Genomic DNA, 15249 nt, shown 5'->3' on the forward strand with positions numbered 1-15249 from the left:
AAAAGAGGTAGGAATAGGGAAGATCGTCTTTAAAATAGAAAACTGAAAGAGTAAGGTAGTGGATTGAGATAAAATTTATAACGGAGGTAAAATGTCTGATATCGTGTATTTAGACAATCACTTTGTACCTAAAGAGCAGGCTAAAATATCTGTTTTTGACCGTGGTTTTTTATTTGCAGATGCCGTTTATGAAGTTACTGCTGTTATTGATGGTCAGCTCATTGACTTTAATGGGCATTTTCAACGCTTGCAGCGTTCATGTAAAGAATTAGCTCTATCGCTTCCTATTACCAAAGAACAGCTAATTGATGTTCATCATCAACTTATCGAAAAGAATAACCTTCATGAAGGGCTTATCTATTTACAAATAGCACGAGGTACTGATTCCTCTCGTTTTTTTGATTTTCCGGCTTCATCTGTTCCTTCTACAATAGTTGCTTTTGTTCAGCACTCCACTGTCATTAACCATCCCAATGCAAAAAAAGGTATTTCGGTAGTGAGTGTTGAAGATATTCGCTGGCAACGTTGTGATATTAAAACCGTGGCATTATTAGCAGCATGTTTAGCTAAACACCATGCACATCAACAAGGTGCTGATGATGCTATTTTAATTAAGGATGGCTATATAACAGAAGGGAGTTCAAGTAACTTCTTTATTGTTAATCACGATAATGAAATTATTACACGGCCACTGAGTCAGGATATTTTACCCGGTATTACACGCCAAGCGATTATTCAATTAGCGCAAGAAGAAGGGCTTAAAATAACAGAGCGTCTATTTACGCTTGATGAAGCGAAAAAAGCAAAAGAAGCTTTTATTAGCTCAGCAACTACATTAATTTGGCCTGTTATTTCAATTGATAATGAAGATATAAATCGGGGAGAAGTTGGGCATTTATCTCAACGGCTACGAGAGATCTACCTTGATAAAGCACTTAAGAAATAATTTAATAAGTAGATATTCTTTATCAAATTTATCGCACTGCTTTTCAGATTTTTATTACAGTATAGCAGTGCGGTAAATTCATAATTTCACTACGTTAATTCGTTTCACTATGTTAATTATGATGTTCAATAATCATGACAGCAGTTGTGTCAGGTTCTAAAGCTCGTAATACATGAGTGACATCACCAGGATAGCAAATATAATCGCCGGGTTGTAATTCTTGCTGATCATCTAAAGTGCCCACCATTGCACTGCCACTGATAATAATAATATGCTCAGTGACATTCTTACTGTGGGGATCTGAAACTCTATCTTTTCCCGGTTGTGCAATTACTGTATATATATCGCGTTTTGCACCCATTGGGCAGGACGAAAGTAAAAAAGCATGGTAATAGGCTTTTTCTGCGCTAATTTTAAAGCCATCGCCTTTACGTATTACCTTCACTTCTGGCTGTGGCGCTGAAATAAGTTGAGAAAAAGGAATGTTTAAGGCAACACAAATTGCCCAAAGTGTTTCAATACTTGGATTTCCCTGTCCTGCTTCTAATTGAGATAATGTTGATTTTGCAACACCGGCTCGTCTTGCTATTTCAGCAAGTGAAAGGCCCGCTTTTTTTCTTTCTCTAGCTAGAGCTTGAGAAATAATTTCAATAGGCGCACAAGGCGATGACATCATAGATTCCTTCAAAAATCATCTTGCAAAAAAATAAATCGTTCAACATAATGAACGAATGGTTCGATAAAAAATACTATATTCTATGCAAATTAACAGTCGTCTTGATAATAACGTACTTAGAGATATTGTGCTTGTTTCATTAGCAGATGGTATCGTTGGTGTCTCTTATGGTGCATTAGCACATACGCAAGGCTTTGATTTTTGGGTACCGTTGGTGTTATCCATTTTTGTTTTAGCGGGTGCTTCTGAATTTCTTTTTATTGGCGTTGTGGCGATGGGAGGAAGTGCAATATATGCTGCTCTTGCTGGATTAATGGTCAATGCACGACATATTCCTTTTAGTATGGCCGTAAAAGATTTACCAGGAAAAGGGCTTAAATCATTATTAGGTTTTCATATATTAAATGATGAAAGTGTTGTATTTGGTTTATCTCAACGTACTGCTGAACAAAATAAATTAGCATTTTGGGCTTGTGGGTTGGGTATTTTACTTGTTTGGCCTTTAGGAACCATGCTTGGTGTTTACTTAGGGTCATTTATTGTAGATATAAAGATGTTAGGGCTAGATGCGATGTTTCCAGCCATCATTCTCGCATTAAGTCTACCAGCATTAAAAAATAAACTAACACGCCATGCTGCAATAATAGGAAGCATTATTGCACTCGCAACCACATTATTCCTCCCTGTTGGGATCCCCGTTTTATTATCGCTATTAGGCGTATTGTTTGTGATAAGGAAAATATAATGTCCACGGCATCTATTATTACAGGAATTGTTATTCTTGCTGTTGGTACATACGCTATGCGTCTTTCCGGCATATTACTTAACAATAAAGCAGGTGTATCAGAGAGAGTTAAAGAAATCCTCTCATTATCGGCGATTGTTATTTTGTTTTCAGTGGCGATGACATCGACATTTTTTGATGGTGACCAACTTGCTGATATCTCAAAAATTATTGGTGTTGGTGTAGCTGGTGTACTTACTTGGCAGAAAAAGCCTTTTATTATGATTGTACTGAGTGCCGCAATAGTGACAGCAGCTTTACGTTGGTTAATTAATCTTTGGGGATAAATCTTTTAGAGCTTTAGCTCGATAAAATAAAAAGGAGGTACAATATCCTCCTTTATTATGGAATATCAGTTAGCTATCTATTAATCGCGATCTGATGATTTAGCTTCTAAAGGCAGAACAATAATAAACCCAATCCCTTTATTATTTAGTCCTTCAGTCACAATTAACGATGCTTGAATTTTATTAGCGAGATTTTGTGCGATAGATAAACCTAATCCGCTCCCTGTTTCGCTAGAGCCAGGAACACGATAAAAACGTGAAAATAGAACATTGATATGTTCTTTTGCGACACCAGGGCCATTATCACGTACGATAACATAGATCCCTTCCGCGTATCGATTCTCAATAGTGACCTCAACTTGGCTACCCTTAGGGCAATATTTGATGGAATTATCAAGCAGATTATTAAATATAGAGAGTAAAGCCTGTTTATCGGTTTTAAGCGTTAAAGCGTGCCCTTCATTAAGTGACAACTCAATATTTTTAGTAATTGCATAAGGAACACGTTGTGCTATTGCATTACTAATGACGTTATAGATATCAAGAGATTCTATTTTTAATGGAAAATCGTCACATTCTAATCGCGCCAAATCAATTAATTGATGAGAAAGAGCGGCAGCTCTATCAAGAGATTGTTTCATATCATCAATAATTTCTTCACGCTCTTGTTGATCATCGACTAAAGAGAGCAGATGTAATTGAGCAATAACAGCGGCTATTGGTGTTCTCAATTCATGGGCGGCATCTGCCATAAATTGTTTTTCACGAATATTGGCAGCATCAATTCTGGCCATTAATTGGTTTAGCTCTTTAAAGATCGGGCGTATTTCTTTAAATTGCTGGCCTACATTAATCGGTGTTAAATTACGAGGTTTACGGTTAGAGATAAGCTCTGCAGCTTGTCTTAGTGGTCGTAAACTAAAATAAGCGGTAATTAAAATTGCAAAAATCACAGTCGCAAGAATAAATAGGAAAGGAACAAAGGTGCCTTCAACAGGGTTACCAATAACATGGCCTCTATCTTCAACCGACTCCCCAATAAAGACTTTTATTTTATGCTTCTCACCCCAACTAAAAGAGAGTATCCACTTTTCACCCGCCACAGATACTCTTTCTGATGCTAAAGAAAGAACTCTTGTAGGGATAGGCAACTCTGGGCGGTTAGTATAAATCAAGTTATTATTTGCATCTAAGGCAATAAACCACGGCAGATATTGTAATTCATCATCTTCACCATTAAGCATGGCGTCGATATACATACCTTGTAAGTTATGAGCGACTTCTTTAAGGACTTCAGGTTGATCAGCAACAATTTCTAAGGTATTAGCAAACCCCTCTGCAATAATTTCTTGCTGTTTATTATAAATTTTTTCGAAATCAGCAAGATAATCAAATTGTATCCAAGCTAACCAAACACCCCAAAGCATAACTATGGAGATAATCTGAAGGACAATGGTGTAAATAAAGATGGAGCGGATCTTCATTTAATTAGCTTCTTTTTTTAATAAATAACCTACGCCACGAACCGTGATAATGCGCTCTTTGCCTATTTTTCTTCGTAAATTATGTATATGCACTTCAAGAGAATTACTTTCGATTTTATCGTCTAAACCAAATAAACGCTGTTCCAACTCTGATTTACGCACCACATTGTCAGTATTGCGCATTAATTCATATAATAGTTGGTATTCTTTACCAGATAATAAAAGCAGTTCGTCATTTAAAGTGACTTGATGGTTTGCAGGGTTAAGTTGTAAATCGCCAATAGACCATATTTGTGAAGAAAAACCGGCCATTCTACGACTAACGGCTTTTACGCGAGAAATAAGCTCTGGCATAGCAAAAGGTTTTGGTAAAAAATCATCCGCACCCGAATCTAATGTTTGCACTAAATTATCAATTTGAGTGCGAGCAGTTAAAATGATAATCGGAATTTTCTCGCCACTTTTTCTAAGCGCAATCAGTTCATCTTGCCCATCACCATCAGGTAGACCTAAATCTAATAGCATTAAATCAAAAGGGCGTTGGCTTAATTGAACACGAGCATCCGCAAGTAATCTGACCCAACATGGTTGAAAACCTGCAATTTCAAGCCCGCGACAAAGCGCTTTACCAAGTTGTAAGTCGTCTTCAACTAATAAAATATTCATAATAATACCTATCTAAAATCGTCTTAAGAAAGTATAAGAGCCAAATAAAATTTGAGCAATATAATAAAATGTAAAGCAAGGCTCGATTAATGAACTCTTAATGTAAGATAAATTTTTATTTAATATTTTTTATTAAAAATAAATGATTGAGTTTTTTAGGAATAGATTGAGGTAAGTATGCTATTTATTTTGTTTTTATGACATCAAGGCATTTAATGTTAATTTTAAAGAATTATTTTAGATAGAATTAGTGTGGTTAATCTAATGTAGATAATAAATATCTCGCACTATTATGCTAAGGTAACTTAAATACTTTAATTAAGATGTTTTTGATTTAAAACTGAAGTCTATTAAAAATCAATATTTAACAAATAAGTTTTTATATTTAAAATAATATAAATATAGAATGTTGATTTTATTGATTAATATGGATATTAAATTGATGTTTTATTCTTTTATTGAAAATAAATAACTATTTTAATATATCCTTGTTGTGCAACATTTTATTAGATTTAAATTATTTACTCTATTCATCTATACTCTTGCAGTAAAAATTAACGACTTAAAAGGAATTATATTTTTAATAAAAGGAATTTATATGGAATTAGATGGTGTTATTTAGTATAAATTAAATCATTCTGTGTCAGAAATGCTCCCAACCCTCTGGGAGCATTTCACATAATGTTATTGCTTACAAAGTGAATTATCCCATAACATTAAGTCAAATGGTAAATTTAACGATTTCACTAATTCATTCGTGGTAGTTTGAAGCTCAGTTTTTGCTTGAGCCAGTCGTTGTTTATCTATATCAGGAATAAAGCCATCTTTCGCAGGTAAATCATCTAATGTGTACTCCTCCACTAAAACGCCATTAGTCCAACGTTGAAATAACCAATAACTTTCTGGCATCAAAGTATATTTTGTACCATCAATAATTGTTGTTTTATCTTCCTGATAACGAACAGGAATAAGCTGGTTTGCAACATTATCCCAAATCCAACCTTTGTATGTTCCATCTTCTAATCGATTTATCGACCAATGCATATCATCAGGATGATAAAAATACAGCTCAGTTAATGCAACGTAAGATGTACTCTTTGTTGATAAAGAAGCTTGAATAAGACCATTAGTAAAATAAGAAATATAAAGCGTTTTATTATCAATGTTCAGTTTAATACTGCAGGTATCCCAATGGGTTATTGTTAAACCTTCTTTAGTTGGTTTTTCTGGAATGGAGATCACCGCATCCATCGCGTCATCTTCTGCTGGTGGATAGTAATGACCTGTAATATATTCACCATTATTGCTATAAAAGTGCCAGGTTGCTAAAGGTGAGCTTTTTAAAAATTTATTAATAGTCAAAAAAGAGAGCAGTGCAATAGTCAAAAAAAGAAATATAAATCGTATTTTTTTAGTCATTTTAATTAATTGCCTATTTTTCGTTTGCTGGGCAGAATTCTATAAATTCGGAGAAATAAAAGCGAGACATTTAATTAAGAAACGTAATATACTTTTCCGTAATTAAGATAATAAGTACACTTTAATGACCTTAAGATAAATACTTAGATAAGGATGTTCGTAATGATTAAAAATAAAGTACTAGCAGAGCTTTATATTCTCACGCAAGAAACAACAGACCTATTTAATGAGTTAGCTGAAGAGTTTTATGAAGAAGATAGCGAGATCGAAACAGTAGCAAGAGAGTGCATTGCTGAAGATTTTGGCGTTATCGCGGATGGATATGGTTTTGAAGATGCTGATATAGAAGAATTAATTGCAACACGAGATTGGTAGAAATAAGATGAGAAAACCCTATTGTGTTTTCTCATCTTCGCTCATCTTAATGTTATCAGTTATCGCCTAAATGATAATGAGAATAATTTAATTGACAAAGAAATATTTATTAATAAACTAGTTCTCAGTTTGGTCAAAAAGACTCGTAAGCGTTTACGTTAATCAACGCATATAACTTTTTTTAGCCTGTTGTATTGGCAGTTATGTGCTGTTGTACAATCGTATTATTGGAGTCTTTATCTATGTCATTTCAGGACAAAAATTATTTTTTAGGTATTCCTAAACTTCCTACCCGAGCAATGATTTTTCTTGTTCCCTTTTTCCTTTCTTTTATTATGTCAGGTATTGTTGCGTTTATTAGTACTGTCAAATCGCTAGGAATGGGAATGTATGTTATCTCCCCGTGGTTAACTTCTTGGGGGATCTCTTGGATGATTGCTTTTCCTACGGTTTTATTTGTCTTGCCAATCGCAAGACGCTTTTCACTGTTATTGGTGAAACCTGCTAAATCTAATGATTAATTAACAAAGAGATCAGTAATTGATGCTGATCTTTTTGTTTTTCACAATGTGAGGTAAAACATCGCCTAAATGAATAAGATCCGATAGCCTTAAACATGTATATTTAAATGGTATATCGAAAAGCGAAGATATTTTCTTTGCATAAATTCTTATTGATAGCAGGAGGCTTTAAATGAGTTTGTTGTTCTCCCCTAAAAAATTAGGCCCCCATCAGTTAGATAACCGTATTATTGTTGCACCTATGTGCCAATATTCAGCACAAGAAGGTTACCCAACCGCATGGCACACTATGCATTACGGGCAGTTAGCACTATCTGGTGCTTCATTAGTGATTGTTGAAGCAACTGCGGTTGAGCCTAGAGGTCGTATTAGCTATAAAGATTTAGGTATTTGGTCTGACCAACATGGTAATGAACTAAAAAAGCTGGTTGATAATGTTAAGCAATATTCATCTGCAAAAATCGGTATACAGATTGCACATGCCGGACGTAAGGCATCGACTGATTTACCTTGGAATGGCGGAGCATCATTAGCGCCAGATTCTCCTAATGGATGGCAAAAAGTCGCACCTTCAGAAATACCTTTTGGAAAGAATCATCAACCTCACGCACTAGCTACCGATGAAATTGAAGAAATAAAACAAGCTTTTGTTGATGCTGCTAAAAGGGCTGAGTCAGCAGGATTTGACGTTATTGAGATCCACGGTGCTCATGGATATTTATTGCACGAATTCTTATCTCCATTATCTAATCACAGAACGGATCAATACGGTGGTGATTTTAATAATCGTAGTCGGTTATTAGTGGATGTTTTTGTTGCAGTGAAAAATGCAGTTTCTGATAATGTCTGTGTTGGTGTCAGAATTTCCGCAACAGATTGGGTTGAAGGTGGTTGGGACTTAGAAAGTACGATTGCTTTAACTCAGCATCTTGAAGAGTTAGGTTGCCATTATATTCATGTTTCTTCTGGCGGATTATCAGAAAAACAAGAAATTAAGCTAGGTCCTAATTACCAAGTACCATTTGCTCAAGCAATTTATAATGAAACACAACTGCCTGTTATTACAGTTGGTCTTATTACCGAGCCAGAACAAGCAGAAGCCATTTTACTTACAGAGCAGGCTGATTTTATCGCTTTAGGCAGAGGTATTCTTTATGATCCTCGTTGGCCTTGGCATGCAGCGGAAAAACTTAAACAAACCATAAAAGTAGCACCTCAATATTTACGTTGCGCGCCTCATGGTAGCAAAGACTTTTTTAAATAATGTTATCAAGCCACGGGTAATAACTGATTGTTATTAAGGTTATCCGTGGCTTTTTCTTTGATAATCTTTATCATGGTGCAGATAAACTGCAAGCATAAGCGTATTGTGTTGGAAAAGTTGGTCGTAAATAAGATGAAAAAAAATCCCTTATTACTTCAACCAAGGATTGCTTAAGACGATGTGTTTTGAATGCGAACACATCATCAGAGAATTAAGCATTCTTTGATGACTCATTAATTTATAGCGAGTCATATTATGAAAAATAAACATTGGTCGCGTGTAGAATATCTGCACGAAACAGTTAAAAATAAAAACATTATCATCAAAGGGCAACACAGTTATTACAGTGATTGTTGGGATGATGGTTTTGAAACGTCAGTTGTACGTTATCTCTATGGTGACGAAGTTAGCCTGCAATGGGAACCATTGTGGGAAATTGATAAATTATATATTGGCGATTATGTCTGTATTGGTGCGCAAGCGGTGATATTAATGGGCGGCAATCATACTCACCGAATGGATTGGTTCTCACTTTATCCTTTTATGGATAAGATTGAGGAAGCCTATATTGGTAAAGGTGATACCCATATTCATGATGGTGCATGGATAGGAATGCGTGCAATGATAATGCCTGGTGTGACGATTGGAGAAGGTGCTATTGTTGCGGCGAATAGTGTTGTCTCCAAAAATGTTGAACCTTATAGCATTGTAGGAGGAACACCCGCACAACATCTTAAATATCGTTTTGAGCCTAAAGTTATTGAGCAACTATTATCTTTAAAGATTTACCAATGGTCAGAAAAGAAATTTGAAGCGCTCAGGCCTCTTTTATGCCAATCATCAATTGATAAATTATTAATTGCAGAAGCACAATTTACTGAATAATACGGCCCCCCTAAGTGGTAATAAGCTTAGGGGTTTTTACTTAGTGCTTCTGTTAATATACTTTAAAAAGTAGTATTTATATTTATAGAGTAGCATTTCTTTTTATTTGATCATTATCTCAAAATTAAAAATATTTTATTTTTATAGATAATTAATTATTTTATTTTTAAATTTGAGTTTATTTCTTTTATTTTTTATCTGTTTACTTTAGTTGTTGATTGTTATTTAAATATAAATTAAATCACGACTTTTATTTATAGTAAAGTTAATTGTATAACGATGTTATTATTATTAATTAATAGGGTTTCAATTTATTATTAGTTTATTTTATAAGATATCTAATGTGTAAAAAATAAAATACATATTATTCTATATATGACTTTATTAATTATGGAGTGATGTGGATATGATTAAAAATAAAGATTTCAAGATCAAATTATTAGTGATTTCATTATTATCATCACCTTTATCTTATGCGAATAATACAACCTTATTGGGTGGAAATAGTAAAGCAGATGGTAATGAATCTACGGCGGTTGGATATAATACGTGGGCGCATTCTGATCAATCAACGGCAATCGGCGCTAATGCAGGTGCTGAAGGTGAAAATGCAACCGCAATAGGACATAAAAGTACAGCAATTGGTGATAATGCGATGTCATTGGGAAGTGGTGCAATGGCAATTGGTGAAGGTTCTCTTTCTATTGGTTCTAACGCTTATAGTGAAAATAAAGATTCAATTAGTATAGGGAAAGGGGCAATAAATAATGCTGAAAATGGTGTTATTTTAGGTAGTGGTAGTCGCCTTTCTGATAATGCAGATAATTCAGTGATTATTGGTAGTAAGTCTTCAGGATCAGCAAGTAATGCAATTATATTAGGTGATAATAGTAGTAATAATCGTAATAATACATTATCAATCGGTAGTGATAAAAATCAGCGACAAATTATTAATGTCGCAGCAGGTACGGAAAATACAGATGCCGTCAATGTTTCTCAATTAAGAAAAGAAAAAGATAATATTCTCATTGAGGCTGATAAGCGCATTAATGACAATAATACCATCATTTATAATAAAATTGAGCAAGAGAAAAATACGCTTGTTGAAGTAACAACGCAACAAATAAATGAAAATAATAAAATAATACAAGGGGATATCATAAAAGCAAATGAAGCAGTTTTAAAAGAGAGTGAATTGAAAGCAAAAACACTTGCAGAAAGTGCAGAAAAAAAATCAAATCAATACACTGATAGTAAAATCAATGAGCAGCAGACTAATACTGTTAATTATATCAATGAAGTTAAAAATGAAATGTATCTTTATAATGAGGAAAAATTATCTGATCTAAAAGTAGATACTGAAAATTATACAAATAAAAAAGCAAATGAAATAAAAAAAGGTGCGGAAAATTATACTGATAATAAAATAAATAATATGAAGGAAGTGATAGAGAAAAACACAAATAATAAGATCAATGAGTCTGAAATCCAGAACAAAGAATACACTGACTTTAAAGTCAATGAACATGATAAGAAAATAGTTGAACATGTTAACAATATTAAGGATGAAATTACCTTTTCAACAGAGAGAAAGGTTAACGCATCAGAAAAAAATGCCAATAGTTATACCGATATTGAGATTAGTAAAATAGCATCAGGTATGGAAGGACTTATTGGAAAAAATAATGAGAAATTAACTAAAGAACATCAAAATTATGTTACTCAAAAAGGAAATGAGTATGTAAATGTAACCAATACGATAATTAATGAAAGAGATGAATCGCTGAAGGAATATATTGAAAAATCAAAACATGATTCTATCTCTATTGCAAATGAATATACCAATAATAAATTTAAGAATATCTTTATTGATAATGATATTGCACTTAAAAATATGGATAATAAAATCGATAAAGCAGATAAACGAGCAAGTGCTGGGATTGCTTCTGTCGTAGCGATGGCTAATATTCCTTACGTGACCAATCACACGTTTAGTTTAGGTGTTGGAGTGGGTAATTATCGCGATGCTAATGCATTTGCAACGGGTGCTCAGTATCAAATAACAGAAAGCGCCATTATTCGTGTTTCAGCTTCATGGAATACAGAAGATCGTGGTGTTGTAGGCGGCGGTGTTTCTTATGGCTGGTAAAGCACTTTTGTATTGTGCTTAGTAAGATAAAAAGTAGAGATAAGGTTGTTACTTTTTTATCATTCTACTGGCTTTTATGCCTTTGATTTGAATAATAAAGGTAACAGCCTTTGTTTTCTATGTGAGTAAAATATGATTTATCTTCATTCAGGTGGTGGTGCTTTTGAAAAACAAGCAAGAGTTAATCAAGTTGCAACGGAAAAAGCGCAAGAAATTGCTAAAAATAAGATAAAACAAGTGGTGCAATTTAGAACAATTGCAGACTTTTCTGTTGAGCTTGAAAAGATTGGGGCGATCTTACTGATTGAACCCACCATTGAATTAGCGCTTGAAGTAGGGCGACAGTATTCACAATTAACGGATATTGTTATTGCTGAAAGTGCAACATCAGGAAGGAAATTAACCGTTTGTCAGATTGAATTTGCAGTAACAAAAATTTGTGTTCTCTGATTTTTGGATTTATTCAGTTATCCACATTAACTGTGGATAACTCTTGTCTTACATGTTAGTAATCTTATTATTAATTGATTTTATTGAATATTTTACATTGATTGAAAAATATCCATTTAAATTAATGATCTTAATACTTTGTTATTATTCAAAATAATAAAGAACATAATAAAATAATGTCGTTTTTAATTAAGAGAGACAAAAAGTATGACAAATCTCTCTATAGATACTATTTATTGAATAATGGTGTTGGTTTTCCATCATGATCAACAGCAACAAAATTAAACTGACCATGGATCACTTCTTCACGGCCTTCTGCGTACATATCTTCAAGAAAAATAGAAACATTTACCGTTAAACTTGTACGTCCAACACGAATAACCTCACCCACTAATTCAATAATCGTACCTGATGGAATAGGGTGATTAAAATTTATTTTTTCAGTTGAAACCGTCACTAGACGTTTACGGCTAAAGCGGGTGGCGGTGATAAATGAAACTTCGTCCATCCAAGCTAATGCTGTGCCGCCAAAGAGTGTTGAGTGGTGATTGGTGGTGGTAGGGAATATGACTTTAGAAACACGGGTGACTGAATTTTTAATTTTATCTTGTAGTTCAGGAGATAAGTCAGAGATGGACATAACAATAAAGCCTTCTTCTTTAATACTGTAGGGATAAATTCCCCACAGTATAAAATAGAGTAAATTGAAAGCAAAGTAGATGAATGACTGATTATGCAGTCTGTAACTAAAAGGTTATTTCGCCAGTTAAAAAGAGTGCAGCATCTCCTGTCAGTAAAACGCGATTATCTCTTAGTACACAGTTAATATTCCCACCTCGTTTTGAAACTTGTCTTGCTTGTAACTGTGTTTTATTGAGTTTATTAGCCCAAATTGGTGCTAATACACAATGTGATGTACCCGTAACAGGATCTTCATTCACGCCTTTTACAGGTGCGAAGAAGCGAGAAATAAAATCAAAAGGAGCATGACCTTTAGCTGTGATAATAACGCCAGGTAAAGGCAACTGTGCGATTTGAATGAAATCAGGTTGGTAATGAGTGATTATTTCTGGATCAGATAAAAAGCAAACATAACGATCACGCGCTTGCCAAACTTCATCGATTTGTAATGCTAATTTTTCTTCAAGGACTGACTTTATATCGTTATTTAATGTTGCAGGTATAGTTGGGAAATTCAGTGTAAAAAGAGAGTCTTGGCAAGAAACAGTGAGCTCGCCCGAAAGAGACTGGAATTTAAAGAGATCATGAGGGGACTGTTTTATGGTTTTTAGTACAAAAGCAGTGGCTAATGTTGCGTGTCCACAAAGAGGAACTTCAATTTTAGGTGTAAACCAACGAATATGGTCGCCAACTAAAAAAGCAGTTTCAGGTAAATTAATCTCACTAGCAAGTGTAATTAAGGTGTCATCAGGCAACCATTCTTCTAACAAAACGACAGCTGCGGGATTTCCTGAAAAAGGCATAGAGGAAAAAGCATTAACATAATAAATAGGAAGAACAGTCATTCCATTACCTTAGTGATAAACTATCAATAAATAGAAGGTAATGAGATTAAGTGTTTTAAATATCGGGCGCAATACTTAAAAACAGCGTTTAAATTGTAGGATATAAAAGCAAAAGCCATGCCTAAGTAATTAGACATGGCTTTAATCATTAACGCATAAGATTAAGCTTGAGCTTTCTCTTTGTTATCTGCGCTTTGTAAAAGCTTACGAACTGGAATAATCAGTGCAGCAAGAACAACAGCACAAATAACCAGAGCGATAGAAACATGAGAGAAGAAGTCTGGCATGACATCCAGTTTGTCTGGACGGATATTTCCCCCCATCAAACCTGCCGCCAAATTACCTAATGCGCTTGCACAGAACCATAATCCCATAACCTGACCACGCATTTTAGCCGGCGCTAAAATAGTCATTGTGGCAAGCCCAATTGGGCTTAAGCATAATTCACCTAATGTCAGCAATAAGATACTGCCAATTAACCAAAGCGGTGAAACGCCTTGTCCTGTTGCAATAACGCTTTCAGATGCAAACATCATGACGGTAAAGCCACCCGCTGCAAATAAAATACCAATCACAAACTTAGTCATACTGCTTAAATTCATATTCTTACGTGCCATCATTGGCCATAACCAGCTAAATACGGGCGCAAGAATAATAATAAACAGGGCGTTAACAGATTGGAACCAAACTGCAGGGATCTCAAATCCCATAAAGTTTAAGTCAGTATAGTCGTTAGCAAATAAGTTAAATGATGTCGGTTTTTGTTCGAATGCAGACCAGAAAAGGGCTGCTGAAACTAATAAAAGGAAACAAACAAATAAGCGAGAGCGGTCACTACTACTTAATCCAGCAAATAGGAATAAATAGATAAAATAGGCGATAACGCTACCGGAAATCACATAGACCATAAAGTTAGCCACAACCACTGGGTTAAAAGGAATAACGCCAGAAATAATTAGGCCAACAATTGCCATAAGAACAACAGATAATGCTAAGATCCATTGACCGACATTACGACGAACAACGGTTGGGCGATCCCAACTTGAATCTAAACCGACTTCGCTATCAAAGCGACGCATGGTAGGCACTGCGTAAAAGCGGAAAATCAATAACGCAACAAGCATACCAATCCCACCAATACCAAAGCCCCAATGCCAGCCATAATCACGTACTAAGAAGCCTGTGATGAGTGGTGCAATAAATGAGCCCATATTGATACCCATATAAAATAAGGAGAATCCACCATCGCGGCGAGTATCATCCCTTTTATATAAGGTTCCTACCATCACAGTTACGCAGGTTTTAAATAGCCCTGTACCCAATACAATCAGTAATAAACCGATAAAGAACAGGTCTTGTGACCAAAACGCAGAAAGTGCGATGGAGAGGTGCCCTAAGGCGATAAAGATAGAGCCATACCATACCGCTAGGCGTTGACCTAACCAGTTATCAGCGAGCCAACCTCCTGGCAGTGATGTTAAATAAACACCGCCTGCGAAAATACCCACAATAGCAGATGCCTGCTCTCTGGGGATTTCCATGCCACCCTCATAAACGGTTGCCGCCATAAATAGGATTAATAATGGGCGAATACCATAGAAAGAAAAGCGTTCCCACATTTCAGTGAAGAAAAGGGAGCTTAATGGATATGGGTGGCCAAAGAAAGTTCGGCTAGATTTTGAGTGAGTAGATTGCATCTTAAATTCCCAAAAAAAACCTCTACAGGTCGTTTGCAAGTAAAAAGAACAAAATATTAGCGAATGGTGAAACAAAATTATTTCATTTTGTTATCAATGCCACTGCATTTAATTAATATA

15 protein-coding genes and 1 pseudogene are annotated in these 15249 nt (G+C 34.9%); 9 read left to right on the forward strand and 7 right to left on the reverse strand.

The features are described from left to right. The first annotated feature begins 91 nt into the window (after positions 1-91). Positions 92-946: a D-amino-acid transaminase gene (locus GTK47_RS10175; protein WP_165122967.1), complete on the forward strand. Its 855-nt coding sequence runs from the start codon at positions 92-94 to the stop codon at positions 944-946. Positions 947-1058: 112 nt separating this feature from the next. On the opposite strand, the gene GTK47_RS10180 is transcribed toward GTK47_RS10175, so the two are convergent. Beyond that, on the reverse strand, positions 1059-1619 hold the full coding sequence (locus tag GTK47_RS10180) for an XRE family transcriptional regulator (RefSeq protein ID WP_109401809.1): 561 nt from the start codon (positions 1617-1619) through the stop codon (positions 1059-1061). Between the two features lie 85 nt (positions 1620-1704). On the opposite strand from GTK47_RS10180, the gene GTK47_RS10185 reads away from it, so the two are divergent. Both GTK47_RS10185 and GTK47_RS10190 read left to right on the forward strand, forming a co-directional pair. Next, positions 1705-2367: an AzlC family ABC transporter permease gene (locus GTK47_RS10185; protein ID WP_165122968.1), complete on the forward strand. Its 663-nt coding sequence runs from the start codon at positions 1705-1707 to the stop codon at positions 2365-2367. Beyond that, positions 2364-2693, forward strand: a complete 330-nt coding sequence (locus GTK47_RS10190; RefSeq protein ID WP_165126580.1) for an AzlD domain-containing protein — start codon at positions 2364-2366, stop codon at positions 2691-2693. Before GTK47_RS10185 ends, GTK47_RS10190 begins: the two co-directional genes overlap by 4 nt. Before the next feature lie 80 nt (positions 2694-2773). On the opposite strand, the gene GTK47_RS10195 is transcribed toward GTK47_RS10190, so the two are convergent. From GTK47_RS10195 to GTK47_RS10205, 3 genes are all read right to left on the reverse strand, one after another. After that, complete coding sequence (locus tag GTK47_RS10195) at positions 2774-4177, reverse strand: ATP-binding protein (protein ID WP_165122969.1); 1404 nt, start codon at positions 4175-4177, stop codon at positions 2774-2776. Further along, positions 4178-4843 carry a response regulator transcription factor gene (locus tag GTK47_RS10200; RefSeq protein ID WP_165122970.1) on the reverse strand — a complete coding sequence of 222 codons (666 nt, stop codon included), beginning with the start codon at positions 4841-4843 and terminating at the stop codon, positions 4178-4180. Positions 4844-5527: 684 nt separating this feature from the next. Beyond that, positions 5528-6262: a hypothetical protein gene (locus GTK47_RS10205; RefSeq protein ID WP_165122971.1), complete on the reverse strand. Its 735-nt coding sequence runs from the start codon at positions 6260-6262 to the stop codon at positions 5528-5530. A 180-nt stretch (positions 6263-6442) separates the two neighbouring features. On the opposite strand from GTK47_RS10205, the pseudogene GTK47_RS10210 reads away from it, so the two are divergent. From GTK47_RS10210 to GTK47_RS10235, 6 genes and pseudogenes are all read left to right on the forward strand, one after another. After that, a pseudogene (locus tag GTK47_RS10210) lies at positions 6443-6637 on the forward strand (DUF5713 family protein); the annotation flags it as partial. A 242-nt stretch (positions 6638-6879) separates the two neighbouring features. Next, positions 6880-7158, forward strand: a complete 279-nt coding sequence (locus tag GTK47_RS10215; RefSeq protein WP_099075800.1) for a DUF2798 domain-containing protein — start codon at positions 6880-6882, stop codon at positions 7156-7158. 172 nt (positions 7159-7330) lie between these two features. Beyond that, complete coding sequence (locus tag GTK47_RS10220; protein WP_165122972.1) at positions 7331-8422, forward strand: NADH:flavin oxidoreductase/NADH oxidase; 1092 nt, start codon at positions 7331-7333, stop codon at positions 8420-8422. A gap of 255 nt (positions 8423-8677) precedes the next feature. Further along, positions 8678-9307, forward strand: coding sequence for a CatB-related O-acetyltransferase (locus GTK47_RS10225; protein ID WP_165122973.1), 630 nt, complete (start codon positions 8678-8680; stop codon positions 9305-9307). Positions 9308-9713: 406 nt separating this feature from the next. Then, entirely contained in the window at positions 9714-11456 is a 1743-nt protein-coding gene (locus GTK47_RS10230; RefSeq protein ID WP_165122974.1) for a YadA-like family protein, read from the forward strand. A gap of 132 nt (positions 11457-11588) precedes the next feature. Next, positions 11589-11906, forward strand: a complete 318-nt coding sequence (locus tag GTK47_RS10235) for a hypothetical protein (RefSeq protein WP_165122975.1) — start codon at positions 11589-11591, stop codon at positions 11904-11906. A 229-nt stretch (positions 11907-12135) separates the two neighbouring features. Here the strand turns inward: GTK47_RS10235 and GTK47_RS10240 are convergent, their stop codons facing one another. The 3 genes from GTK47_RS10240 to GTK47_RS10250 all read right to left on the reverse strand — a co-directional run bounded on the left by GTK47_RS10240 (position 12136) and on the right by GTK47_RS10250 (position 15129). Further along, positions 12136-12546, reverse strand: a complete 411-nt coding sequence (locus GTK47_RS10240) for an acyl-CoA thioesterase (RefSeq protein ID WP_165122976.1) — start codon at positions 12544-12546, stop codon at positions 12136-12138. Positions 12547-12652: 106 nt separating this feature from the next. Then, the gene (locus GTK47_RS10245; protein ID WP_165122977.1) at positions 12653-13432 is read right to left on the reverse strand and encodes a PhzF family phenazine biosynthesis isomerase; all 780 of its coding nucleotides are present in this window, start codon (positions 13430-13432) and stop codon (positions 12653-12655) included. A 161-nt stretch (positions 13433-13593) separates the two neighbouring features. Beyond that, on the reverse strand, positions 13594-15129 hold the full coding sequence (locus tag GTK47_RS10250; RefSeq protein WP_165122978.1) for a peptide MFS transporter: 1536 nt from the start codon (positions 15127-15129) through the stop codon (positions 13594-13596). Positions 15130-15249: the final 120 nt, after the last annotated feature.

The sequence above is a fragment of the Proteus sp. ZN5 genome, assembly GCF_011046025.1.
In the GTDB taxonomy this organism is placed as follows: domain Bacteria; phylum Pseudomonadota; class Gammaproteobacteria; order Enterobacterales; family Enterobacteriaceae; genus Proteus.